Below are 22,355 nucleotides of genomic sequence, written 5' to 3'. Positions count from 1 at the left end.
CGAACAATATAAAATTTGGTGAAAAAAATATAATTACGTTCGCAGCATCCGACTTCAGTTCTCAAAAGCTACAATTCCTGATATCGTTTCCCTTCGCATCGGAATAATATTTTTCACCGTGCAAGCCTAGTATCCCGTACAGCAAAAAAGTGATGTAACCCAAAATGTTTTGAATTCATCACGATAGCAGGTATTTGACAAGTAGTTCGATCGCATTTCAACCCTTCTCAAACCTCAAATTCGGTCAGAGTCAGTATCATAATGTCGATAAAAATTGCTGGCGGTTGCTCAAAGAGCTGCCGAGCGCAAATTTGCAGCACCGTGGGTGTTTATATCGCAGTACAATGAATTTCTGCCAGCAAGTTTTTCAGCAAATACCGAAAAACTATCTTCATCATCCCCAATCAAAACTTTTGCTGCTGAATCTGCCGCTGGCGAGCGCCCGGAACCCCGCAAGCTACGAGAATTTGAGCTTGCCAGCGATATTTCATCTCCCTTAGCAGCCGACATTTCCAAAGGGTTTTCTTCCTCTCCAGGATACAGAATCGGCAGTGTAACAAAAAAAGTCGAACCCACTCCGGGTGAACTTGTGATTTCAATGCTTCCCCCTAGAAATTCCGCCAGTTTTTTGCACAAAGACAATCCCAATCCCGTGCCTTTGACGCCCTTCTGCAAGGGATTTTCGAGTTGGACAAATTCTTCAAAAATCCGCCTTTGATCGGCTGGGGCAACGCCGATGCCGGTATCTGCTACTGAAAAAGTAACTGTTTCCTCCTCTCCTATTTCCGCAGCAACTCGAACTTCACCTGCTTCGGTAAATTTGAGGGCATTAGAAATCAGATTTCGCAAAATCTGAGAAACTTTTCCCTCGTCGGTTGTAAGGATTGGAAGTTCGATAGGATCTTCAAAAATTATAGAAACGGCAGAGTTTGGGGGAAGCAGGGGGCGCATCATTCCTCGCAGGGCGCTGAACAAATCTTCGACTTCAAAATCAGCCACGCGAACAGTTAGTTTTCCGGCTTCCACTTTGGCTAAATCTAACGAGTCGTTGACAAGTTCTGCGAGAGACTCGGCGGATTTGTAAATGTAATTTACTTGCTTGTCCTGTTCGGCTGAAAGTTCTCCGTCGAGACGATTTAACAATATTTCGGAAAGGCTCATAATTGCCGTTAGCGGAGTGCGAAACTCGTGGCTCATATTGGAGAGAAAGCTGGTTTTGAGTTCGCTGGCGCGCCGGAGAGATTCGGCTTTGTCGTTCAATTCAGCATAGAGTGCCAGAACTCCGCGATTGGTATCTTCTAGTTGTTGATTTAATTGTACGAGTTCTTCTTGACGCTGGCGGAGTTCGTCTAAAGTGCGTAGTAATTCTTGATTTTGCTGCTGAATTTCGGCATAGGGATCTTCGGGAATTTGGCGCGCTAGTTTGTCAACTAATTGATTTAGTTCGATCGCACTCAGCGCAGGCATATTTTTGGAAAACTGTTTAATTAATTGTACAGCCGTTCCGCGATCGTGCCCAGAGTCGATTTTCACTTCGTCCATCAACCGTTTCGCTGCAGCTAAACCAAGTCCCGCGCCGGTTTGCGATCGAAAATTGGGGCTTAACACAGCCGGTAAATCAGCAATTCCCGGCCCGGTGTCAGAAATCCGAGTCCGAAAAATTTGGGGCGATTCCCCTTCCACAATGAATTCTACTTTGCCACCGCCTGCATATTTGAAAGCATTGCGGGCAATTTCGGAAACTGCTGTGGCGATGCGGGTTTGTACTTGGGAATCGAATCCCAGCCCTTTAGCAATTTGGCGAGCTCTTTGGCGTACTTGTACGATGTCTTGTTCAAAGCGGACTTCCGTCGTCAGGATTGGGTAACTCACGCTGCTTCTCTCACCTTGGCTACTATAACTGTCATGTCATCGCGAGTGCGTTTGAAGTCCCGGTAGAGCACGGCTGCGATTAAAGCAGGATGTCTGGAGGCTAAACCCGGGTAGCGGTTTAAATTCCACTGCGCCGCCAAACCGTCGGAGTGCATGATGAGTAGGGACTGCTGCGACCAAGGATAGACAAATTCTGCTACTTTTCGCATCATATGTCCAACTGTGCCGTTGTAGGAAACCATGCTGCGGTTTTGGTTATCTGTGACAACTACACCGCTGATGTTGCCAATTCCGGCAAAACAAATTGTTTGTTGGGTAGGATCTATTTGGGCGATCGCCGCAGCCGCTCCTCTGGTATTTTTTAAAGCAGTGTGCGCCTTCTCTAAAATTGCTTTCGGCCCGAGTTTGGCGTTTTCTTGAAATACCCGCACTGCTTCGCGAGACGCTTCCTCCGCCAAATCCCCGTAGCCGAGCCCGTCTGCAACTAAAATCAGGTTTTTGTCAAGGTGATTTACCGCCGCCCAGGAATCCCCGCAAATTTGCTCTCCTACTTTGGGCAAGTGGATGACCCCAAATTCCAAGTAATTGCTGTTTTGGAAGGCTTCCCGGCTATTTTGGGTCGGTTCCAGCCGCGCTAATAAGGCTGTCCCGAGTTTTGGTACAGAATGAATATCAAAAAAAGTAGAGAGGCGTTTAATTGCCCCCAATCCAGTTCCAGGGCTTCCCGCTGTAGAAAAACCGTCCCGCAGACACAGCGCGACATTTGCCATGCCCTGCCCCCGGTCTAGCGCTACTATTTCAATGCTATATCCTGCCGCTGTTTTTAATGTTCGCAGCAAAATTTCTCCTTCGCGGGCGTGTTTGACCACGTTTTTTGCTGCTTCGGTGGTAACAATTGCTACTTTACCGCGATCGGTATCGTTAAATTCGACTTCGGCCGCCAGGGCGACTGCGATTCGCCGCGCTTCTCCGACTTGACTTTCTTCTGTTACGGGCAAGGCTACGGCATCTATCATTTTTTATCAGTTCTCATAATGAAATCCTCCATACGCCAACCCTCTCCGGGTATGGTGTGGGATTCCAAGAATCACTTCTTGGCTTTGCTTGTTACTCTTTATACCAATTTAAAAAATAATACAACTATACGCAAGCTCCAAACCCCGATCGTCCTCACTCAATCGATTTTAGATTTTAGATTTTAGATTTTAGAATTGAAGCATTAACCCCACGGATTCATCCGGGGGCTTGTATCCTGGATACTTTCGGTCATTCCCAATGGTTTAATCAAAAATCTCAACTCTCAAATCCTATTACTGGTTCACCGCCAGCGGACGATCGCAATTTTAGTCCCCTTACCCACTTTGGAAACAATCTCAAATTCGTGCATTAACCGTTTAGAACCACTGAGCCCCAAACCCAAACCCTGATTAGAAGTATAACCGTCAGTCATAGCCAATTCGATGTCTGGAATTCCCGGCCCCTTATCTTCAAATATCAGTCGTAGCCCTTTGCGCGTTCCTAATTCGAGCGTTTCAAGAGTTACAGTTCCCCCTTTGCCGTACTCTACAGTATTGCGGGCGAGTTCGCTGGCTGCGGTAACGATTTTAGTTTGGTCTAATAAACCGAATCCCATTGCTACAGCCCAAGTTCGCACTTGCTGTCGGACGTGGACTATATCGGATGACGATCGGATTTCTAGTGTCTCACGTTTTGACATGGCGGCTACTGTACCAAAATAGAACTTCTCCCCAAAATATAGGACTTACGCTCATCAACTTAGTTTCTCCTAATAGGACTTACGCACTTACTACGATTTTCTCTCAAAAGAGAAGATAGTGCAGGAATCTCAAACCCTTGATTTAACCCCCTTGAGTGCGTAAGCCCTCTCCTAAGAAATCTTCAGTTTGTCAACAAGGTATCTACAAAAAAACTAGCTTTATTGACTGCCTGTGCCTTAGTCAGGGGACAATTAATCGACTGCTTACGCTTGCTCGTCAAGAGACAAACCCAAGGATTTTCGCAACAAAATCATGCCCTTTTCAACGCTTAAAGCTGTGCGAACTCCTGTCAGGGAAAGTCCCAACTCAACGAGCGTAATAGCAACCGCTGGCTGCATCCCGACCACAACTGTTTCCGCATCTAAAATTCGCGACATACTAGCGATATTGTTGATAATACGACCGATAAAAGAATCAACAATTTCGAGAGAAGAAATTTCTATTAACACACCTTTGACACCTGTTTTGACGATGCGGTTTGTCAGGTCATCTTGCAGCGTCATTGCTAAGCGATCATGCATATCTACCTGAATTGTTACTAGCAAAAATTCTCCCATTTGAAGAATCGGTATTCGTTCCACAAATTCACCTATTCGTTAAGTTTTACTTGGGTTTACCTGTCAGAATGCAATATGTTTATCTTTCCTCTTTAAGATTTTTTATAGTTAAACCTTGGCGCTGCAACGCGACCTTAAAAGCATCTGCTAAAGTAGCTTTTGTGAGAATATCCTGCAAGTCAACTCCCAAATGAACTATGGTTTGAGCTATTTGCGGACGAATGCCACTGATGATGCACTCAGTACCCATTAAACGGGCGGCGGCGACAGTTTTTAATAAATGTTGAGCAACTAAAGTGTCAACTGTCGGCACGCCTGTAATGTCTAAAATTGCAAATTCTGAGCCGGTTTCCATGATTTCCTGCAACAGAGTTTCCATTACTATTTGAGTGCGGGCACTGTCGAGAGTCCCGATCATGGGTAAAGCGAGAATGCCTTGCCAAAGTTTGACTACGGGTGTTGACAATTCGAGCATTTCTTGCTGCTGGCGTTCGATGACTTCTTCGCGAGCTTTGAGAAAAATTTCTGTCACCCAAAGGCCTAGCTGGTCTAATAAACTGGTGGAAAGCCAAAGTTGTTCGACAAGTGCGTCGCGGTTTTGTGTCAGTTCATGACAAAGCCGATCAAACAATGGCTTTTTGAAGCATAAAATGAAACTCGCTATCTCTGAGGGAGTAAAGCCTCTCTGAACGCGCGATCGCGAAACTTCTGCTAGCAACACCCGCATATTTTCCCATTCGGGTGTCTGGATGTCGCTAAAGTTACCGTGCCCCACTGCAATGTGGAGCAATTGCAGGAACTCTTGACACTCGGAGCGCAATTCTTTGGCTCTCATCAAGTCGTCCCGCCGCAGCCCGGTATTTTGCAGTTCTTTGAGCCAGTCTGCTAGTAACTCTGCTTTGTGTCTTTGTAGGATTTCCGCGATCGTGTTATTGCTTGTGAGTTCCATTAAAATTATCTCCTGCTTAGCAATTGGAATGAAGTTGTACGAGCGATTCCCTACGGGATAGCTTCGCACGCGCGCACCAAGCGTGTTTTTTGATGATGGGGCAACTTCTGAGTTTAGCTCACTGTTTGCTGTTTGCGATCGAGGGTTAAGTACCTAATTGTAAAATGCGTTTGACGATCGCACTGGTAGAACTCGGAACTTCTATTTCGATTAAGGAAATCTTGCCACCTCCGGCGATAACAGCCGGTGCTTCCGGCAGAGTTTCGACTTGATAGTCGCCTCCTTTAACGTATATATCAGGCTTCAGGATATTTATCAGTTTAATTGCTGTAATCTCGGCAAAAATTATTACGGCGTCTACTGGTTTGAGGGCGGCCAACACTTCGGCTCGCTGATTTTCCGGTACGATCGGGCGGGGTGGCAATCCCGGCTGCTGCGGTTTGATAGCTTGCACGCTGGCGTCGCTATTCAATCCCACCACGAGCGATCGCCCCAAATTTTTTGCCGCCTGCAAATAGCGGACGTGACCGCAGTGCAGGATATCAAAGCAGCCGTTAGTAAACACGATCGGACGCCACTTGTCCGGATCGGATGCGATCAATCTTTCAAGTTCTCTCAACGTATAAACATCAGAAATCATTGCAGTCATTACCACCCAATTTTAACAGCACTCAAAATTATCCTACCAAAAAATGTGATAGTTTGCACTTTCGTTATTAAAAAATAAATCAGTCTATTTTCCACTAATTAATAGTTATCTCTGACTTACTATTAATTAGTAATTGGTAACTGTTAAACTAAAAAATATAAGTAAAAGTTACCAACGGCGAAGCTGATTTGGAAAACATAATTTCCAGTAAAAAACAGCTAGTCGTCTATCGGTAACTGCCATATCCTGCTGTTGGTAATTGGACGTTAAAAAAGTTGGTAAACAATTATTTATTCCCGCCCTCTCTTATATCAATTACTATAAGACAAGGGATTTAGTTCCCCTGCATCGGGCAGGCGATCGGGGAGTGAGAGCCCTAGGGGGTGAAACCCAACGAAACGCGCTCCTCCTGTGTCTATTATTTCTGACACCGCCGCGCGAGCGAAAGCTAGTTAAAAGCACCGAACCCAAGCGTGCAGAACTCATCTTTACGCTGGATTCGTCAGACTATAGAAGAAGCCAGCAGTTGCTTGCTGCCGTGTCTGGGCGCAATCTTGACCAAGCTTTACAGCCAACCCAGAAGCGCACAGACTTCTGTGTCCAACTCTATATAGCTGTGCAAAAACTCGACCTTTTGGGTCGTAACCGCAGCCTGTGAAAACCCAGAGGAAAGTCGAGTTCGGTACTCGAAGCAGCTATTTTGGTGGAAAATAGCTAAACTCGTTCAACAAAATCCACTCAAATACCCCCTTGAATCTAAGGGTGTAGAATTATCTAACACGAATTATGAAAGCAAGTAATAGCCGTCAATTTTCTTCAGTAGCTGCTCGAACTCTCAAAGTAGTGGGGATTATCTTGATTCTCTCTGCTTTGCTTGACTGCATTGTTCTGTCGCTGCCGGGAGAAACTTCAGACCTTCTCAATCGAGGCTGGCAGTTGACTGCAGCAACTCAGATAGTTGACAAGGGCATTATTCCTTTGATCGGTATTGCCCTCCTGATGACTGGCTTTTGGGTGGACAGCAGCAGTGGAGTCTCTATTGAGCGACGCAACGTTTGGCTGGACTTGCGATTCTGGGCGCTGTTGATTTCCAGCTTGTTAGGTCTACTTTACCTATCTCTGGTTCCCGTTCACCTCAACAATACTCGTTTGGAACTCAAGGATGCTCTGGCTCAAGTCGATCAAGAAGCGGGACAAGCGGAAGGTCAACTTGAGGCACAACTTAAAAGCCCTCAATTTAAAGCTCAGGTAGAACAGCTCAAAAGCCAGCGTCGCAGCCAGATAGGGGCGCTGCTGGAAGACAACGGGAAGCTGCAACAAGCACTCAAGAGTCCAGAGGTTCCCAAGGAATTGAAAGCTGTGCTGGAGGAGTCGAAAAATGACCCGAAAGCCCTTGACAAGTTCCTGGAACAGCAAGCTCAAGCACTTCCGACTCAAGCTCGTAATGAGATTCGCACCCGCAAGCAACAAAAAGAGAAAGAGTTAAGAACTCGATCGAGAAATTCGAGTTTGCAGACGGGAATCACCAGTTTGCTGTTAGCGATAGGCTACATTACTGTTGGTTGGACGGGATTGAGAAGTATGGGAATTCTGCGGTTCGGCCGCCGCAAAAATTGACCAGCGCTGGCAGGGATCACGCTGGTCGAGACATCCCTGAGAAATAGTTTGTTTACCCAATAGTTTGCCCTTACTGAAAGCTGGGAATGTTCTCAATTTATATTCTGACTTACAACGAAGAGATTGATATCGCCGCTTGCATTGAATCGGCACTGCTTTGTGACGATATCATTGTAGTTGATTCTTTCAGCACCGATCGCACCCTTGAGATTGTTCAGAACTATGCCGTGCAAACAGTGCAGCACCGCTTTGAAACTCACGGACGCCAGCGGACTTGGATGCTCCAAGAAGTGCCGTGCAAGTACGAATGGGTTTACATCCTCGAAGCTGACGAGCGGATGACGCCTGCACTGTTTGCTGAATGCTTAAAGGCGATCGAAAGTCAAGAATATATCGGCTATTACGTAGCTGAAAAAGTAATATTTATGGAGCGCTGGATTCGCCGCAGCACTCAATATCCCCGTTATCAAATGCGTCTCTTTCGCAAAGACCGAGTTTGGTTTACTGACTACGGTCACACTGAACGGGAAGTCTGCAACGGGCCTACTCACTTTTTGAAGGAAACTTACCCTCACTATACTTGCAGCAAAGGTCTTTCCCGCTGGATTGAAAAGCACAACCGCTACTCGACTGACGAGGCGGCTGAAACTCTCCGTCAATTAGAAGCAGGTCAAGTAAATTGGTGGGATTTATTGTTTGGCGCGTCAGAGGTGGAAAGGCGCCGCGCTTTGAAAGATTTTTCTTTGCGCTTGCCTTTGCGGCCTGTGGTGCGCTTTTTCTATATGTATATTTTACTCGGCGGATTTCTTGACGGCCAAGCGGGATTGGCTTGGTGCACGCTGCAAGCTTTTTATGAATATCTAATTTTGCTGAAAGTTTGGGAAATGAAGCATCTACCACTGCCAGCTTTAGAGGTATCGACAGAACAATCTCTTTCGGAAGTAGTAACAGTTGAGCAGTCAAAAGTTTCTTATAATCTTGGCGCTTCCGATACTCGAAATTAAAAATTGGTAAGAGGTACGCTCGCCTAGCGGTAGTATTGGGAACTTATACCCTCGCGGTTCCCCCGCCGATCGGAATCGAGGGGTAGCCTAAGTATTTAGAAGAGTTATTATATCCTTTCTGTGTGCATCGAAATTATTCATCTCTCTCTTCTCTTCCTCTGCGATCTCTGCGTACTCTGCGGTTAAATCATTCCGATGCAACCGGAATTAATATTAAACTCCTTAAATCCGAAGAAAGCGAATCCGTTGCAGAACTTCCTTTTTTCGCAACAACAAAACAGAAAAAACCCGGTTTGTCCAAGAAACCGGGTTTCTAAATACCCTCAAATTTTTAGGTTTAATAAAGTTTTGATGTTTAACTCAAAACTCTCATGACTCACAACTTAAAACTGTTGAGATTTTGCTGTTGTTTTTGCCCGATCAAGCTTTAAGATCAAGACCCCCAAAGGTGGCAAACACAAGTCGATCGAATAAGCACTGTTGTGGAACCACCACTCCTCAGTCCACTTGCCCCCCAAATTCCCCATATTGCTGCCGCCGTATTCCCGCGCGTCGCTGTTAAACAACTCCGTATAGAAACCTGGTTCCGGCACTCCTACGCGATAGTGAGAGTGCGGCTGCGGCGTAAAATTGCACACCGTCACCACAAACTCGTCGCCATCCTTCTCTCGGCGCACAAATGCCACGACACTGTGTCGGTTGTCGCTGCAATCAATCCACTCAAACCCATCCTCAGCAAAATCTTGACTGTAAAGTGCCGTTTCGCTGCGGTACAAATTGTTCAAATCTTTAAAAAACAGCTTCAACTTTTGGTGCGGCTCGAATTGCAGCAAACGCCACTCCAAATCCCCCCAAACGTTCCACTCTTGCCACTGGCCGAACTCCATCCCCATAAAGATCGTTTTCTTTCCGGGATGAGCAAACATAAAAGTAAACAAACACCGCACGTTTGCAAACTTTTGCCATTCGTCCCCTGGCATTTTCCCGATGATGTGGGCTTTGCCGTGAACTACCTCATCGTGGGACAAAGCCAGCATGAAATTCTCGCTGTGGTTGTACCACATACTGAAAGTTATGTTGTTCTGGTGGAACTGGCGGAACCACGGGTCCATGTGGTAGTAGTCGAGCATATCGTGCATCCAACCCATGTTCCACTTCAGGTTGAAACCCAAACCCCCTACATAGGTCGGCCAAGATACCATCGGCCAAGAGGTAGATTCTTCGGCGATCGACAGCGCCCCTGGGAAATAGCTAAAAATGACGTGATTCGCTTGACGCAGAAAATCTGCCGCCTCGATATTTTCCCGGCCCCCGTACTGGTTGGTCAGCCATTCTCCCGGTTCGCGACAGTAATCCAAATAAAGCATCGAGGCTACGGCATCCACGCGAATCCCGTCGATGTGGTACTTGTCAAACCAGAACAGAGCGTTTGATACTAGGAAATTCCGCACTTCGTTGCGGCCGTAGTTAAATACTAGGGTTCCCCACTCTTTGTGTTCGCCCTTGCGGGAGTCCGCGTGTTCGTACAAGTGAGTTCCGTCAAAGAAAGCCAAGCCGTGGCCGTCTTTGGGAAAATGTCCCGGTACCCAGTCCACCAGTACGCCAATGCCGTTGGCGTGGCACTGGTCAACAAAATACATGAAATCTTCAGGTTTGCCGTAGCGGGAAGTTGGGGCGAAATAGCCAGTTACTTGATAGCCCCAAGAACCGTCGAAAGGATGTTCGGCGATGGGCAGCATTTCGATGTGGGTGAATCCCAAATCTTTGACGTAGGGTATCAGCCGATCGGCTAATTCCCGGTAAGTCAGAAAGCGCGCCCCGGGATTGAGTTCCGAAACCTGCACGGGGGGTTCTATTTCCCCATTTGCTAGCACGGCGGGTTCGTCATTAGCCGCGTGCAGCCAAGAACCGATGTGGCATTCGTAAACCGAAATCGGCTGCGTCAGTGGGTCTGTGTGCCGCCGCTTTTCGATCCAAGCGCTGTCGTGCCAAGTGTAGGTGTCTAAGTCGGTGACAATTGATGCTGTTTTAGGCCGCACTTCTTGCTGGAAACCGTAAGGATCGGACTTTTCGTAGGGATGTCCGTCTTGGTTTTTCACTTCGTATTTGTAGGAAGTTCCCACGGATAGTCCCGGAATAAATAATTCCCAGATGCCGTTTTGCGACTTCCGCATTTGATGTTTGCGACCGTCCCAATAGTTGAAATCTCCTAAAACAGAGACGTTGCGGGCATTCGGAGCCCAAACGGCAAAATATACTCCTGTGATGCCGCCTACTTCGGTGAGGTGCGCCCCGAGTTTTTCATAAATGCGGTGGTGATTGCCTTCTGAGAATAGGTGCTGGTCGAATTCTGTGAGTTTGGGCGATCGAAAGGCGTAGGGATCGTAGATGAAGCGCTCGTGTTCCCCTTCTTTGACCCGCAATTGATAGTTTGCTAGTTCTGGGGTGTCGATCGTACATTCAAAAAAGTGAGGGTGATGTTCTGATTTCATCGGGTATTCGGCCCTGGCCTCCGGCAAAACTACGGATACCGCATCCGCATTCGGCAGATAAGCTCGGACGACCCAGACTTTTTTGCCATTTTCTTCGATCGCGTGAGGGCCTAGCACTTCAAATGGATCGTGGTGCTGATTCCAAACAATGCGGTCAATCTGTTCAAAGGGGACGGTCGCGGGCATAAAACTACTTACCTCAATCTTTTAACTAAATGGCTTTCAAAACCTAGAGCGGCGCTGCACTTTACATTTGGATACATTTTTGATCGCTGATCCTACCACTGATTAGCATGATCTTGACTGCTGCAGCTCCAGCGCGCGCCCTTTCACACACGGCAGGCTGTTGCCTTGCCGGCGGCAGAGCTGGGGTTTTGCTGCTAACATCTAAGTATAGAAATATTAAAACAAATTGAAAAATTTATATTTTTCCGAAATATCCTTGACTTATTATTTAATATGTGATATGAGAAATTTTCAAACTATTGTCGATTTGCCACGACAGGAGGGTCAAGCCTGTAAGTGTGGGGCAGCAGTTAATAGTTTACCTGAAATTTTCAGGTAGGGAGAATAGCCTGATCGATAGACTTTCAGATTCTGGAGGCTGGGTTTCCCCACAAAGTCCGTGAATTTGGGCAATACGCTCAAACAGCCAAGGATGCTTAACTCGGTATTGAGGAATTAAAGCTAAAGCACTCAGCATGGCGACACCAGCAAGCAATATCTGCCATCCTTAAGGAATTGCCTACCAAACTAGCACCATCGTACCAGCGACGGTGCAATAGGTGTAAAGCAGCACTGAGGCGCAACTGGGGCGAGTTTTGCCGAGGCAGGGTTAATAACGAACTGGTGCGGCGCCAATTGAATAACTAAACTTGCTCAAAACAGACGGCTCGATGTGCTTGACCACACAGACGCGAAACTCGTAGTCAACAAATCGAGTAGCAATGCCGATGCTGTCATCGAGCCAGTTTTCGACGAGCATCCAAGTCTCTGCTTGCTTTCCTCTCGTCTGTGGGAACAGTTGCGGGGAAGGCAAGCGAGACTGGATAGAGTGCAAAATTTGCGTCGAGTCTCGCTTGCCTCCGGTGGATGTTCAGTTGAGGCAGCAGCATTGGCAATGTCCTCAAACATCCTGTCACAGGGTTGAGTTTCAATACCTGCAGGCCGGGAGTCATTCGATTTTAGATTTTAGATTGACACCACGGATAAATCCGGGGGCTTGAGGATGCAAGGATTTTGGATTTGGGATTGATTCCACGGACAAATCACGTGGCGGGTAGCATCAAGAAATTATTGGTCAAATTTTCTAGTTGAAAAAAAATGTTTTTATAACGCAGCAAATCAGCGGACTTTGCTGCTGTAGGGGGGCGTACTGAACTTTAGTAGTAAAAGCATCAGACAATCACTACCACCCAACTTGAGACCTAGACCGATGAGATGAAAAAATGCGAGGAGCGAACCATTTTTCACCCCGAGGCTAGGCTCGTTGGGCACCGACTCCGGGAGAACTCTAGTTAGGGAGTCTTTTTAGGAGCAGGGGCTGGGCTAGCAGGTGGAGTGGACTTTGGAGATGGAGAAGAAGCAGCAGGAGGAGTAGTAGTAGTAGTGCCAGGTCCGCCCGGAGAAGGGCTGGTGGGGCTGGTGGTCTCACCTCCGCAGGCGCCGAGGGCGGCTGCCAAGCCCACTACCAAAGTCAAACGAATTAATCCCTTGTTCATAAAAACTCCTTAACATTGAAAACCCATCGCAAGGAAGGGAATAGTGTACTTGAGAAACAATGCTGGCACGAATAGCTCAACGATTCGCTCGTTGATTACAATACTGCATTTATTAATAAATTTCACATAGATTATCGCTAACCAGCAAAGATTTCTTTTTTTTGGCAAATCCTGAAGTCAAAGAGACCAGTGGTAGGATGGGTTGGTTGGCTTGTGAGGTATCCTTGGTAAGGATAACCGATCGAACGCAGATAGCCACCACTGGCGATCTGGGAGACACAAAACTTTTAACCTCAATCAAGCTGAAGCTACCCCACTTTACGTATTGGTGAACTCTATGACCGCTGCTATCAGATCCCCGGATTCTCCCCGCTCCCGATCGACCCGCAAGCCCGCTGCTGGTGCTGCCAAAAGCAAAGTTACTTCTATTGCCAAAGCTAGGCGGGCGAAGACAGGGCCGGTATTGCCCAACTACTCGCCAGCAGACGAACAGGCTCAGGCTCGATCGTCGGCATCAGTGCTGAAAGTCTTGCCCAATCGCCAGCAGCAGCCAGTGTGGTTACGATCGCTCCTGCAGGCACAGCGCGCCTCCTCAGTGGTAGCGCTTATGCTTTTGGGCGGTGCTCTGAGCCTCTACGGCTTGACAGTTTACGGCGAGCAGCGCTGGAGTCAGGAGTATCAAAAACTGGAAACTCTGCGCCTCCGGGAACAGCAATTGAGTGCTTCTAGCGAAGTCTTGAAACACCAACTTGCTAAAGAAGCCCAAAATTCCGAAACCGGTTTGGTTCCACAGAATCCTGGGGACACGATTTTCTTGCAGCCGGCCCCTGAAACTCGATCACCCGTTGCGGCACCAAATTCTGAGCCCGCTCTCAAGAGTCGAGCTGGTGTGGAAACACCGCTGGGCTATTAAACCTGTGTCAAAGCGGAGAGCGCCCGAGGGCCTGAGTGTCCGAGGGCTTGAGAATTGGAGGATCTAATTTCCTTTTTGACTTTTTTGCAAGTCGCGATCGATTTTCTGCTTCCCACCGTAAGTTACAGATTAAAAATAATTAAGACCACTTCACAAAATAGAATGCAACTGTAGGTGATCCAAACCCTGATAGGGAATGCTCATATCATTTCCGGTTACACTCATACATGATGTTGACGATTGACAGTGGACAGTGAACAGTCAACCGTCAACAGTGAACAGTGAACAGCGAACTTGAATTTACTATTCCGACGCTAACGGATTTGATATCATTCCCAAGTAGTGAATTTTGTCTTTTAAGATTTAAGTTATAAATTCTAAATTCTAAAACGCTCTAACTTGCTATTGAATTTTTAATGCCATGAGCTACGACCCCCGTTTTGACCGCTACAGATCGCCGAATTTTAAACGCAAAAAACAGGCGGGCGATTCCCTACGGGATAGCTTCGCCGCGCGTACTGGGTGGGAAAAACCAGCCAAACCTAGATCTTCGGGCAGTTTCGGCCGATCGCCACAACAGACGGCTGCATCTTGGGGGCGACCGGTGGAGCGTTTAAAGCGCAGCAAGTTCCGTTTGTGGGCGGTGTGGGCGGTGTTGATGCTGGGGGGGCTGGGGCTGGCTGTGAATTTGTTTTATTTGCAGGTGACGCGAGCTCCGGCGCTGCGTAAACAGGCCGAGCAGCAGCAAACTCTCAAAACGAAGCCCTTTGTACCGAGACGCCCGATAATTGACCGCGCAGGAAATGTTTTGGCGATCGACAGACAGGTGTACACGCTCTACGCTCACCCGAAGTTGTTTAACCACTCGAAAGCGGAAATTGCTGCTAAATTGGCTCCGATGCTGGCGATCGAACTGACTCCGGGCACTACGTCGGAAACCGAACTGATACGCAGGTTTAATCTTGCTGACAGCGGTATTACAATTGCGGAGTCTCTGCCTCAAGAGGTTGCCGATCGCGTCGCTCAGATGCAAATTAAAGAGAGTCTGGTCGATGGCTTGGAGTTGCTGCGGCAGCAGCAGCGTTTTTACCCCCAGCAGGAGTTGGCGGCGGATATCCTCGGTTATGTGGACGGGGAACGGAAGGGACAAGCCGGGGTGGAATACAGCCAGCAGAATTTGTTGGAACGATCGATGCCGTCGATTCAGTTTAGCAGGTCGAGCAATGGGAATTGGGTTCCAGATCGGCTGACGGCGGGATTTGTACAGCTTGATGACTTGAAATTGCAATTGACGATCGACAGTCGCTTGCAGCGGGCTGCCCGAAGTGCCCTCAAGGAAAAAATGAAGCAACACGATGCGAAGCGGGGCACAGTGATTGTGATGGATGCCCGTAACGGGGAATTGCTGTCAGTTGTGGCGGAACCTTCTTATGACCCGAATCAATATTTTAATTTCGATTTGTCGCGCTATAAAAATTGGGCTGTCACTGATGTTTATGAGCCTGGTTCGACTTTTAAAGCGATTAATGTGGCGATCGCTCTGGAAGCGGGTGCGGTGAAACCTAATACTGTGTTTAACGATGAAGGTCGGATTTATATGAATCCCTGGACTATCCAAAATTCCGATTACCAAAGAGCAGGCGCGCGCGGCCCTTCGACTGTTACTGAGATTTTGAAACATTCTAGTAATGTGGGGATGGTGCACATCATGAGAACCATGAAACCTTCTCTTTACTATCAAGCTTTAGAAAAACTCGGACTCGGACAAACTGCGGGAACTGATTTGCCTTTTGAAGTAAGCAGTCAACTTAAAAATCGAGAGCAATTTATTAACTCTCCGGTGGAAGTTGCTACTACGGCCTTTGGGCAAGGTTTTTCGATTACTCCGATGCAGTTGGTGCAGCTTAACGGCGCTTTGGCTAATGGTGGCAAGTTAGTGACTCCTCACGTTGTGCGGGGACTTTTTGATAGGGAAGGCGAAGCTTATTGGAAGCTTCCGAAGGCGGTTCCAAAGCAGGTTTTTTCGCCGGAAACTACTAAGCAGGTGTTAGAAATGATGGAAACTGTGGTTGATGGTGGTACGGGGAAAGCTGCACAAATTCCTGGGTATCGGATTGCTGGAAAAACAGGCACGGCTCAAAAAGCTAATGCTGGTGGGGGTTATTCTAAGAACGCGATTATTACTAGCTTTGTGGGGATAATGCCTGTGGAGGCTCCTCGGTATGTGGTGCTGGCGGTGATTGATGAGCCTAATCAGGGTTCTTCGGGGGGTACGGTGGCGGCGCCGATTGTGGAGTCGGTGATGGAGGCGCTGATTTCTATTGAGAAGATTGCGCCGAGTAAGAAGTAGTTGATTATATCTGAGATGTGGCGTCAGAAATTGACATCGAATATAGCTATCGACAACAAGGCGATGGAGGAGACGGCAATGCCGTTTCCCTACCCCCAACATAATTCATCGGGTGATCGGATGTAAGCATCGCCCAATTTGTAGGAAAACGGCACTGCCGTGTCCAGATTTCAGGTAATATCGTTTTCCCTGACGCACCCTACATCAGTGACTCAGTAACAATATCTTTTGTTTTCGTTGGGTTTTGATTGTCGTTTGGAGGTGCGTTTATGTCCTAAAAGAGTGGAGATGATGATGCAGCGTTGGCTGTTTCTTAAGTTGGGATGATATAGCGTTAGGGTTCCTTTGGCTCTTATACTCGTTAGCGTGCAATCGTGGTCGCTTCGAGATACGGGGCAACCTCTGTGGTTGAACATGACGCGCCGGATTGTGCCGTTTGTTTTTTGCTCGTTGCTTTCATTTACTTGGAGCACTGTTGTTTCATCTGGATCTATATGAATTTGCGGTTCTAGGTTTTTCCATTGACTGTCTGGTATTTGAGCTGGGGGAATGTCGGCTGGGTGAACGGCTATTTGTACATTTTCTCCTACTTGTTTGAAGCTGGCTTGCCATGAAATTTTGGATCGTTTGGCGTTGCTGTGGGCAAGTTCCATTGCCCAATAAGCTCTATCGAGCGATAGCTTTAAACGGTGGTTGTTGATAAACATTAGCCAAGAGGGGGCGACGATCACACAAAATATTCCTATGATTAAAAGAATTATCAATAGCTCAATCATTGTAAAACCTGCAGCAGGTGTAGTGGCTCTGCCTTTAAGCGTTTTATTTATTGACACGTAGATGAACTCCCTGATATTTAGCTTGCCAAAAAAACAGCTAGGAAGAGCTATTTTTTTTATTGGCTATATTTTAACTTTGGGTTTGGGAAGTGTGTAGATCGGTATTTACTGAAAATTTATGCGACTTTAAAAAAAACTGGGGGTAAGGAAACGGCAGTCAGGAAACAGTAGTGCGGTTTCCCTACAGCAATCTTGTCGATCGCCCGATCGCATCAGAGCCCGAAGGTATGTAGGGAGAATCTCAATTTCTAGCTTGCCTGCTTTCATTGAGATGCTCCCGACTTGCCGAGAGTCAAGGTGGAAACTTGTACTCAACTTGAGAGACAAATTTACTTTCGACGCTCGTGTTTTAGCGTCAAGAATAGTTTGTCCTCACTGTGAGAATTATACAGAAGAACTCCATCATAATCTTGCGGAGTCCAGGGTGATCGAGCGATCGGATATAACGATTCCCCGGTTAATGGTAGGAAAACGGCAGTGCGGTGTCCTAATTTCGGGTAACGGGTAAAATCAACCGGGTCGGATGTAACGATCGCCCGATTTGTAGGGAAACGGCACTGCCGTACCGCGATTTCGGGTAATATCGTTTTCCCTGACGCACCCTAGATCAGTGACTATTTGGTTTTTGATGCGGGCGATCGATCCTCCTGCACTAAATACTCCTATACCTAACGGTAAATTGTTATTAGCAAGGGACCTTTTACATTGGAATACGAGGGGCAATTACTATTAAAATACCAGATTGATATAATTGTTAGTAAAAACAGCGGAGGATCTGCTACTTATGCTAAAGTTGTTGCGGCTAGAGAACTGGGAATTCCGGTGGTGATGGTGCAGCGCCAGCAGATTCCCGATGTTGAGCAGGTTGCTGATGTGGAAGGGGAGATTGATTGGCTCATTCAGCAGTTGAGTTCCCTAAAATGAGTGTCACTCAAATAAGCGACTGGTCGAAAATTTTCAAAATAGTTAAAGTAGATATAACTGATTAAGGGAGAGCGATCGCGCTCTTAGATTTTGCCATCCCACCTCGATGGCAATTTCGCTCGCACGATTTGCGCTCCCGACTAGCAATTTCAGGAACTAAAACAATGGTTATCACTGGAACTGAAGAAGCAGACAGCTTGAAAGGAACCCTAGAAAATGATGTCATCTACGGCTTAGCAGGGGATGATTCTCTAGTCGGCGTGGGCGGAAACGACTTTCTGTACGGTGGCGAAGATGACGATACACTCTATGGCGGTTTTGGCAACGACCAACTATTTGGTGAAAATGGCGATGACTTCCTCGACGGTGGCTATGGATACGACCAATTAAATGGGGGTAGCGGTAATGACGAACTGCGGGGCGGGTATGCGGATGATATCCTAATTGGAGGTAGCGGAAACGATAAATTAGACGGCGAGTTTGGAGATGATTTTCTCATCGGCGGCACGGAAAATGATTCTCTTTACGGCGGCGATGGAAACGACATCCTAACTGATAGTGGCGTAGGCCGCGATGGCAGCGACTATTTAGATGGCGGTAGCGGAAATGACCGAATAATTGCTTACGGTTACGGGGCGGAAATTGATGCAGATACGCTGATTGGCGGAACAGGATTGGATACCTTCGTTCTCGGTGCGCCCGGTCAGGCTTTCTACAATGTTGGCGGCGATGCTGACTACGCATTAATTACTGATTATCTGCCCTTTGCAGACACAATTCAACTGCAAGGAAGTGCGTCTGACTACCTCTTAGATGGCTCTCCAATTCAGGGAATTTCTGGCACTGCTATTTACCGCGAAGAAAATTCAAATTACGAATTAATTGCCGTTTTGCAGGACAGATTTTTAACTCAGAGCGCTCTAGGTTGGTTCAGTTACGTGTAAAAAACACTTCTCAAAAATAAGTGGTAGGTGGTAGATGGAATAGACTAAGTATCCAACCTAAAACCTAAAACTTAGATAGAGTGCTATTCAGTCCCCCCGCCTTAAGGGAGGGATTTCTTCTTATCTGGAGGTTTATTTAAAGAGTTAAGATGATTGTTCATATCCTGCAAATATTTTGATAAAATTGGATATTGCGAAGTTGCTAAGAGTGGATCTTTTTTATCGGTGACAGTTTTTGCTAGGGGCAAAACGCGGTAGTTTAATTTGTTGTTCAAGCTGTAGCGTTGTACCCAAGTAGGATATGTTTTTACATCTGTAATTTCGGTGGTTTTTTCGGTAAATTTTTTGCGAATATTTACTTGCAAAATCACGCCTAAGTCTGTATATTTTTTATTCTGACCGGAAATGAAGTTTCCCATTGAATAAATTGCTACAGCTTTGCGAGTTTTGCCATTTTTTCCGGGAAAATTAAAAATTTTGTAAGGTTGAACGACGTGGGGATGGCTACCGAGAATGATGTCTGCACCAGCTTTTAATAGGTTTTCAACTAATTGTTTTTGTTGAGTGTTTGGCTGTCGCTGATATTCGTCGCCAAAATGCAGGGAAATTGCGATAATATCTGCTCCTTGCTTTCGGGCTTTGGCAATGTCTTTGACTATCTTTTTTTCGTCTATTAGCGAAACTAAGTAATCTTTGCCTTTGGGTATGGGAATGCCGTTTGTGCCGTAGGTGTAGGCTAGCTTGGCTAATGAAATGTTGTTTTTGGTGCTGATTAAAGTGCGTGAAGCTTCGGCGGCTGATGTGGCTGTTCCTGTGAACGCAATTTTGCGATCGCTCAGATTAGCGACCGTCCTAATTACTCCTTTTTCTCCACGGTCTAATGCATGATTGTTCGCGGTTGTCAAGATATTAAATCCGGCTTTTTTAGCAGCATCCGCTAATTGAGCCGGTGCGTTAAATAGCGGATATCCCGTATATCCGCCCGCATCTTCGCCCGCTAAAGGTGTTTCGAGATTTCCGATGACCCAATCGCCTGTTGACAGGATACTTTTAACTGGTGCGAAGAAAGTGTCAAAATTGTATGTTTTCTTTTTTGCGTCGTAGCCCGATCGCGTTTGGGTACTGTGCATCATGATGTCGCCGACAGCAATTAGTTTCGCTTCTTTGATTTCAGACTGTGGTTTGGGGGGAACAGGGGCTGCAATTGGCGATGGCGTCCCGCCCCGCAAGCTACGACTTTCTGTAGACTGTGTGTTGGTTTGTGGCGTTTGGATATTGCAGCCTGCGATCGAAAGCATGGCAATTACCGAGAGCAACCGACGAAAATTCATGATTTTTGAGAGTGATTTTTCGGCTTATATGGTATCATAACTAATTTATTTCCGGCTAACCAAATGAAAAAGAACTATCTAATTCTTGCCTTTATTGTTTTTGTAGCAATTACTGGTTTTGGCGTTTTAACTTACGCTCAAACTTCGGGCGATAAACCTTTTGAATTTGCCTTAATTGGCGATTTGCCCTACAGTGCCGAACAGGAAGCAAACTTTCCGAGTTTGATTGCAGATATCAATCGATCGCCCGCAGCGTTTGTAGTCCACGACGGCGACATTAAAAACGGTTCTAGTGTCTGCGATGATGCAACTTTTGTCAGCCGCAAGCAGTTATTTGACAATTTTGAAATTCCATTTATTCTAGTTTATGGTGACAATGAATGGACGGATTGCCACCGTTCAAATAACGGAAGTTACGATCCAGTAGAAAGACTCGCTAAACTGCGGGAAATTTTCAACCAAGGTAATCAAAGTTTGGGAAAGCGCACCTTAACTCTCACCCGTCAAAGCGAAAACCCGCAGTTTGCTAAATTCCGCGAAAATGTTCGCTGGATTTATCACGGCGTTGTGTTTTTCGCGATTAATATGCCGGGAAGCAACAACAATTTTGGCCGCACTCCCGAAGCAGATGCAGAATATGCCGATCGCAATTGGGCTAACTTAGCGTGGATAAAAGAATGTTTTGCTTTAGCCAAACGAATCAACAGCAAAGGAATTGTGTTAGTTGCACAGGCAAATCCGGGATTTGAATTCGAGCCGACGGACAAAAGAAGAAGTGGCTACAACGATTTTATCGCAACTCTGGAAACAGAAACAGGCAATTTCCCAGGGCAGGTTGTATTCGTCCACGGCGATACTCACTATTTCCGCATCGATAAACCTTTACCCCATTTTACCGATGAGACTCAACTACCGAGAATGAAAAATTTTACTAGGGTTGAAACTTTTGGTTCTCCAAACGTGCATTGGTTGCGGGCTTTTTATGACCCTACAAATCCTAATTTGTTTGAATTTAAACAGCAGATTGTTCGGGAAAATTAGAATATATAACACCATTTTTATGCAAGATAAATAATTTTTGGATTACACTGAAGATAGGTAGAATTGAGGAATTTATTTATGACAGTCGCAACTAGGCGCTTGACCCTGGAAGAATTTTTGAAACTGCCAGAAACTAAACCTGCCAGCGAATACATTGAGGGGGAGATTCTCCAAAAACCTATGCCGAAAACTAAACATTCTCGTCTCCAGGGGCAATTCCTGCGTGTCATTAATGAAGTGGTAGAGGAACCCAAGATAGCTTACGCTTTTCCAGAGTTGCGGTGCACCTTTGGCGGTCGATCGATTGTTCCAGATATTGCGGTACTATTATGGGAACAAATTGAATTTGATAAAAGCGGCGAACCAGTGGATGATCTGCGAATTGCACCGTATTGGGCTATCGAAATCCTGTCGCCACAGCAAAGCTCAAATCGCGTAACTAGAAAAATTATTCACTGTCTGCAACATAATTGTCAGTTGGGGTGGCTAATCGATCCAGATGATCGATCGATTTTAGCGTTTTTGCCCAACCAACAACCGCAATTCTGCGAAGGTAGCGATGTCCTTCCTGTGCCCGAAATGATTGCCCTGAATATCACCGCTGAACAGGTGTTTAGCTGGTTGAGAATGCAACAATGAATCAGAGCAATCGTCTTTTTTGTACCACTTTTAAAACTTTGCCCGTTTGGTTGCTATTGAGGACTTTAGTCATCATTTAAACTCAGGAATTAAGTCCTTAGTACAAACCAAATTATCTCAGGACTTACGCAACTGGCACAACCTCTTCTTTGTGGCCACGCCACACAGAAGCGCTCGCAAACTAGACGATATGTTGCTTCCGAACTAGAAGCGACAAAGACAGCTATCGAGGTTTTGAAAGTAAGAAGGCAGAGCAGCCGAGTCAAAAAGCTCTTGTGCAGGGATCAGAGAGGAAGGGAGAAAAAACAACCACTTGGGGCGAGGTTTGTACCTTTCCCCAGCCAATAGCCCTCTGCCCCCTGCCTCTTCCTTGGCTGCGATCGCCGTTATAGTTCAGCCTGCGGTTCTAGAGGAAGAAGCCCTACTACAAGACATGAGGAAATATCTCAACTGGGGCAGTAACGTATTAAGGCAAACCGCAATTGATTGGGCCGGAGCTCCTCCTAATCAGTGCGAACTGGTGAATGTGTCTGGAGGCCTCATTAATATCAAATGGATTGACTTTTAAACAGCCAACCCAGTACAATTACATAAGTATTTTTACATTCCCACTTACCGCTCATTTCTTTACAGGTAACTGTAGTGGCAGATTTTGCTTTGTGTATGTCTTGGAGAGGTTTAACCACGTCCAATTTCCCAGTGCAAAATTCATCTTCACTTCAGCCAGATCAGCCCAAG

General features: G+C 46.4%; 21 protein-coding genes. 9 read left to right on the top strand and 12 right to left on the bottom strand.

Annotated features, from left to right (window positions below; genetic code table 11):
• Positions 1-288: 288 nt before the first annotated feature.
• From QUA10_RS04200 to rfaE2, 6 genes are all read right to left on the bottom strand, one after another.
• Complete coding sequence (locus tag QUA10_RS04200; RefSeq protein WP_333081360.1) at positions 289-1,872, bottom strand: ATP-binding protein; 1,584 nt, start codon at positions 1,870-1,872, stop codon at positions 289-291.
• Positions 1,869-2,888 (bottom strand): ATP-binding SpoIIE family protein phosphatase, encoded by a 1,020-nt coding sequence (locus QUA10_RS04195; protein WP_333081359.1) that lies wholly within the window; start codon positions 2,886-2,888, stop codon positions 1,869-1,871. Before QUA10_RS04195 ends, QUA10_RS04200 begins: the two co-directional genes overlap by 4 nt.
• A gap of 302 nt (positions 2,889-3,190) precedes the next feature.
• A complete protein-coding gene (locus QUA10_RS04190; RefSeq protein WP_333081357.1) occupies positions 3,191-3,589 on the bottom strand; it encodes an anti-sigma regulatory factor in 399 nt (132 codons plus the stop codon).
• A gap of 264 nt (positions 3,590-3,853) precedes the next feature.
• Positions 3,854-4,231 (bottom strand): STAS domain-containing protein, encoded by a 378-nt coding sequence (locus tag QUA10_RS04185; RefSeq protein WP_333081356.1) that lies wholly within the window; start codon positions 4,229-4,231, stop codon positions 3,854-3,856.
• Between the two features lie 55 nt (positions 4,232-4,286).
• Complete coding sequence (locus QUA10_RS04180; RefSeq protein WP_333056896.1) at positions 4,287-5,156, bottom strand: STAS domain-containing protein; 870 nt, start codon at positions 5,154-5,156, stop codon at positions 4,287-4,289.
• Between the two features lie 145 nt (positions 5,157-5,301).
• Complete coding sequence (gene rfaE2, locus QUA10_RS04175) at positions 5,302-5,805, bottom strand: D-glycero-beta-D-manno-heptose 1-phosphate adenylyltransferase (RefSeq protein WP_333081354.1); 504 nt, start codon at positions 5,803-5,805, stop codon at positions 5,302-5,304.
• A 786-nt stretch (positions 5,806-6,591) separates the two neighbouring features.
• Between rfaE2 and hpsJ-B the strand changes: the two genes are divergently transcribed.
• Complete coding sequence (gene hpsJ-B, locus QUA10_RS04170) at positions 6,592-7,422, top strand: hormogonium polysaccharide biosynthesis protein HpsJ (protein WP_333081353.1); 831 nt, start codon at positions 6,592-6,594, stop codon at positions 7,420-7,422.
• A gap of 86 nt (positions 7,423-7,508) precedes the next feature.
• The gene (locus QUA10_RS04165) at positions 7,509-8,426 is read left to right on the top strand and encodes a glycosyltransferase family 2 protein (RefSeq protein ID WP_333081351.1); all 918 of its coding nucleotides are present in this window, start codon (positions 7,509-7,511) and stop codon (positions 8,424-8,426) included.
• 383 nt (positions 8,427-8,809) lie between these two features.
• Here QUA10_RS04165 and glgB read toward each other — a convergent pair whose 3' ends face one another.
• The 3 genes from glgB to QUA10_RS04150 form a co-directional block, all read right to left on the bottom strand.
• A complete protein-coding gene (gene glgB / locus QUA10_RS04160; protein WP_333081350.1) occupies positions 8,810-11,104 on the bottom strand; it encodes a 1,4-alpha-glucan branching enzyme in 2,295 nt (764 codons plus the stop codon).
• Between the two features lie 649 nt (positions 11,105-11,753).
• Positions 11,754-11,903: a hypothetical protein gene (locus tag QUA10_RS04155; protein ID WP_333081349.1), complete on the bottom strand. Its 150-nt coding sequence runs from the start codon at positions 11,901-11,903 to the stop codon at positions 11,754-11,756.
• A gap of 532 nt (positions 11,904-12,435) precedes the next feature.
• Positions 12,436-12,639, bottom strand: coding sequence for a serine protease (locus QUA10_RS04150; RefSeq protein WP_333081347.1), 204 nt, complete (start codon positions 12,637-12,639; stop codon positions 12,436-12,438).
• 337 nt (positions 12,640-12,976) lie between these two features.
• Here QUA10_RS04150 and QUA10_RS04145 point away from each other — a divergent pair, with 337 nt between their 5' ends.
• Positions 12,977-13,552, top strand: coding sequence for a hypothetical protein (locus QUA10_RS04145; protein ID WP_333081346.1), 576 nt, complete (start codon positions 12,977-12,979; stop codon positions 13,550-13,552).
• A gap of 421 nt (positions 13,553-13,973) precedes the next feature.
• Positions 13,974-15,902: a penicillin-binding protein 2 gene (locus QUA10_RS04140; protein WP_333081345.1), complete on the top strand. Its 1,929-nt coding sequence runs from the start codon at positions 13,974-13,976 to the stop codon at positions 15,900-15,902.
• Between the two features lie 212 nt (positions 15,903-16,114).
• Here the strand turns inward: QUA10_RS04140 and QUA10_RS04135 are convergent, their stop codons facing one another.
• Both QUA10_RS04135 and QUA10_RS04130 read right to left on the bottom strand, forming a co-directional pair.
• The gene (locus QUA10_RS04135) at positions 16,115-16,633 is read right to left on the bottom strand and encodes a transcriptional regulator (protein ID WP_333081344.1); all 519 of its coding nucleotides are present in this window, start codon (positions 16,631-16,633) and stop codon (positions 16,115-16,117) included.
• 231 nt (positions 16,634-16,864) lie between these two features.
• On the bottom strand, positions 16,865-17,005 hold the full coding sequence (locus QUA10_RS04130; protein ID WP_333081343.1) for a hypothetical protein: 141 nt from the start codon (positions 17,003-17,005) through the stop codon (positions 16,865-16,867).
• Between the two features lie 438 nt (positions 17,006-17,443).
• On the opposite strand from QUA10_RS04130, the gene QUA10_RS04125 reads away from it, so the two are divergent.
• Both QUA10_RS04125 and QUA10_RS04120 read left to right on the top strand, forming a co-directional pair.
• Positions 17,444-17,662 carry a precorrin-6A/cobalt-precorrin-6A reductase gene (locus tag QUA10_RS04125; RefSeq protein WP_333081342.1) on the top strand — a complete coding sequence of 73 codons (219 nt, stop codon included), beginning with the start codon at positions 17,444-17,446 and terminating at the stop codon, positions 17,660-17,662.
• Positions 17,663-17,826: 164 nt separating this feature from the next.
• On the top strand, positions 17,827-18,606 hold the full coding sequence (locus tag QUA10_RS04120) for a calcium-binding protein (RefSeq protein WP_333081340.1): 780 nt from the start codon (positions 17,827-17,829) through the stop codon (positions 18,604-18,606).
• Between the two features lie 101 nt (positions 18,607-18,707).
• Here the strand turns inward: QUA10_RS04120 and QUA10_RS04115 are convergent, their stop codons facing one another.
• Complete coding sequence (locus tag QUA10_RS04115) at positions 18,708-19,937, bottom strand: CapA family protein (protein WP_333081339.1); 1,230 nt, start codon at positions 19,935-19,937, stop codon at positions 18,708-18,710.
• A gap of 63 nt (positions 19,938-20,000) precedes the next feature.
• Between QUA10_RS04115 and QUA10_RS04110 the strand changes: the two genes are divergently transcribed.
• The 3 genes from QUA10_RS04110 (at position 20,001) to QUA10_RS04100 (ending at position 22,185) form a co-directional block, all read left to right on the top strand.
• Entirely contained in the window at positions 20,001-20,978 is a 978-nt protein-coding gene (locus tag QUA10_RS04110; protein WP_333081337.1) for a hypothetical protein, read from the top strand.
• A gap of 78 nt (positions 20,979-21,056) precedes the next feature.
• On the top strand, positions 21,057-21,617 hold the full coding sequence (locus QUA10_RS04105) for a Uma2 family endonuclease (protein WP_333081336.1): 561 nt from the start codon (positions 21,057-21,059) through the stop codon (positions 21,615-21,617).
• Between the two features lie 325 nt (positions 21,618-21,942).
• Complete coding sequence (locus QUA10_RS04100; protein ID WP_333081334.1) at positions 21,943-22,185, top strand: hypothetical protein; 243 nt, start codon at positions 21,943-21,945, stop codon at positions 22,183-22,185.
• Positions 22,186-22,355 lie beyond the last annotated feature (170 nt).

The organism is Microcoleus sp. Pol8_D6, from assembly GCF_036700965.1.
Classification (GTDB): domain Bacteria; phylum Cyanobacteriota; class Cyanobacteriia; order Cyanobacteriales; family Microcoleaceae; genus Microcoleus.
This window is presented reverse-complemented; position numbering and strand designations above follow the sequence as displayed.

Bases quoted from the DNA above. Each gene is read 5' to 3' on its own strand.
- QUA10_RS04195 (WP_333081359.1), bottom strand. From the start codon at position 2,888: ATGATAGATGCCGTAGCCTTGCCCGTAACAGAAGAAAGTCAAGTCGGA.
- QUA10_RS04190 (WP_333081357.1), bottom strand. From the start codon at position 3,589: ATGTCAAAACGTGAGACACTAGAAATCCGATCGTCATCCGATATAGTC.
- QUA10_RS04180 (WP_333056896.1), bottom strand. From the start codon at position 5,156: ATGGAACTCACAAGCAATAACACGATCGCGGAAATCCTACAAAGACAC.
- rfaE2 (WP_333081354.1), bottom strand. From the start codon at position 5,805: ATGACTGCAATGATTTCTGATGTTTATACGTTGAGAGAACTTGAAAGA.
- hpsJ-B (WP_333081353.1), top strand. From the start codon at position 6,592: ATGAAAGCAAGTAATAGCCGTCAATTTTCTTCAGTAGCTGCTCGAACT.
- QUA10_RS04165 (WP_333081351.1), top strand. From the start codon at position 7,509: ATGTTCTCAATTTATATTCTGACTTACAACGAAGAGATTGATATCGCC.
- glgB (WP_333081350.1), bottom strand. From the start codon at position 11,104: ATGCCCGCGACCGTCCCCTTTGAACAGATTGACCGCATTGTTTGGAAT.
- QUA10_RS04155 (WP_333081349.1), bottom strand. From the start codon at position 11,903: ATGCTCGTCGAAAACTGGCTCGATGACAGCATCGGCATTGCTACTCGA.
- QUA10_RS04150 (WP_333081347.1), bottom strand. From the start codon at position 12,639: ATGAACAAGGGATTAATTCGTTTGACTTTGGTAGTGGGCTTGGCAGCC.
- QUA10_RS04145 (WP_333081346.1), top strand. From the start codon at position 12,977: ATGACCGCTGCTATCAGATCCCCGGATTCTCCCCGCTCCCGATCGACC.
- QUA10_RS04140 (WP_333081345.1), top strand. From the start codon at position 13,974: ATGAGCTACGACCCCCGTTTTGACCGCTACAGATCGCCGAATTTTAAA.
- QUA10_RS04130 (WP_333081343.1), bottom strand. From the start codon at position 17,005: ATGAAAGCAGGCAAGCTAGAAATTGAGATTCTCCCTACATACCTTCGG.
- QUA10_RS04120 (WP_333081340.1), top strand. From the start codon at position 17,827: ATGGTTATCACTGGAACTGAAGAAGCAGACAGCTTGAAAGGAACCCTA.
- QUA10_RS04115 (WP_333081339.1), bottom strand. From the start codon at position 19,937: ATGAATTTTCGTCGGTTGCTCTCGGTAATTGCCATGCTTTCGATCGCA.
- QUA10_RS04110 (WP_333081337.1), top strand. From the start codon at position 20,001: ATGAAAAAGAACTATCTAATTCTTGCCTTTATTGTTTTTGTAGCAATT.
- QUA10_RS04105 (WP_333081336.1), top strand. From the start codon at position 21,057: ATGACAGTCGCAACTAGGCGCTTGACCCTGGAAGAATTTTTGAAACTG.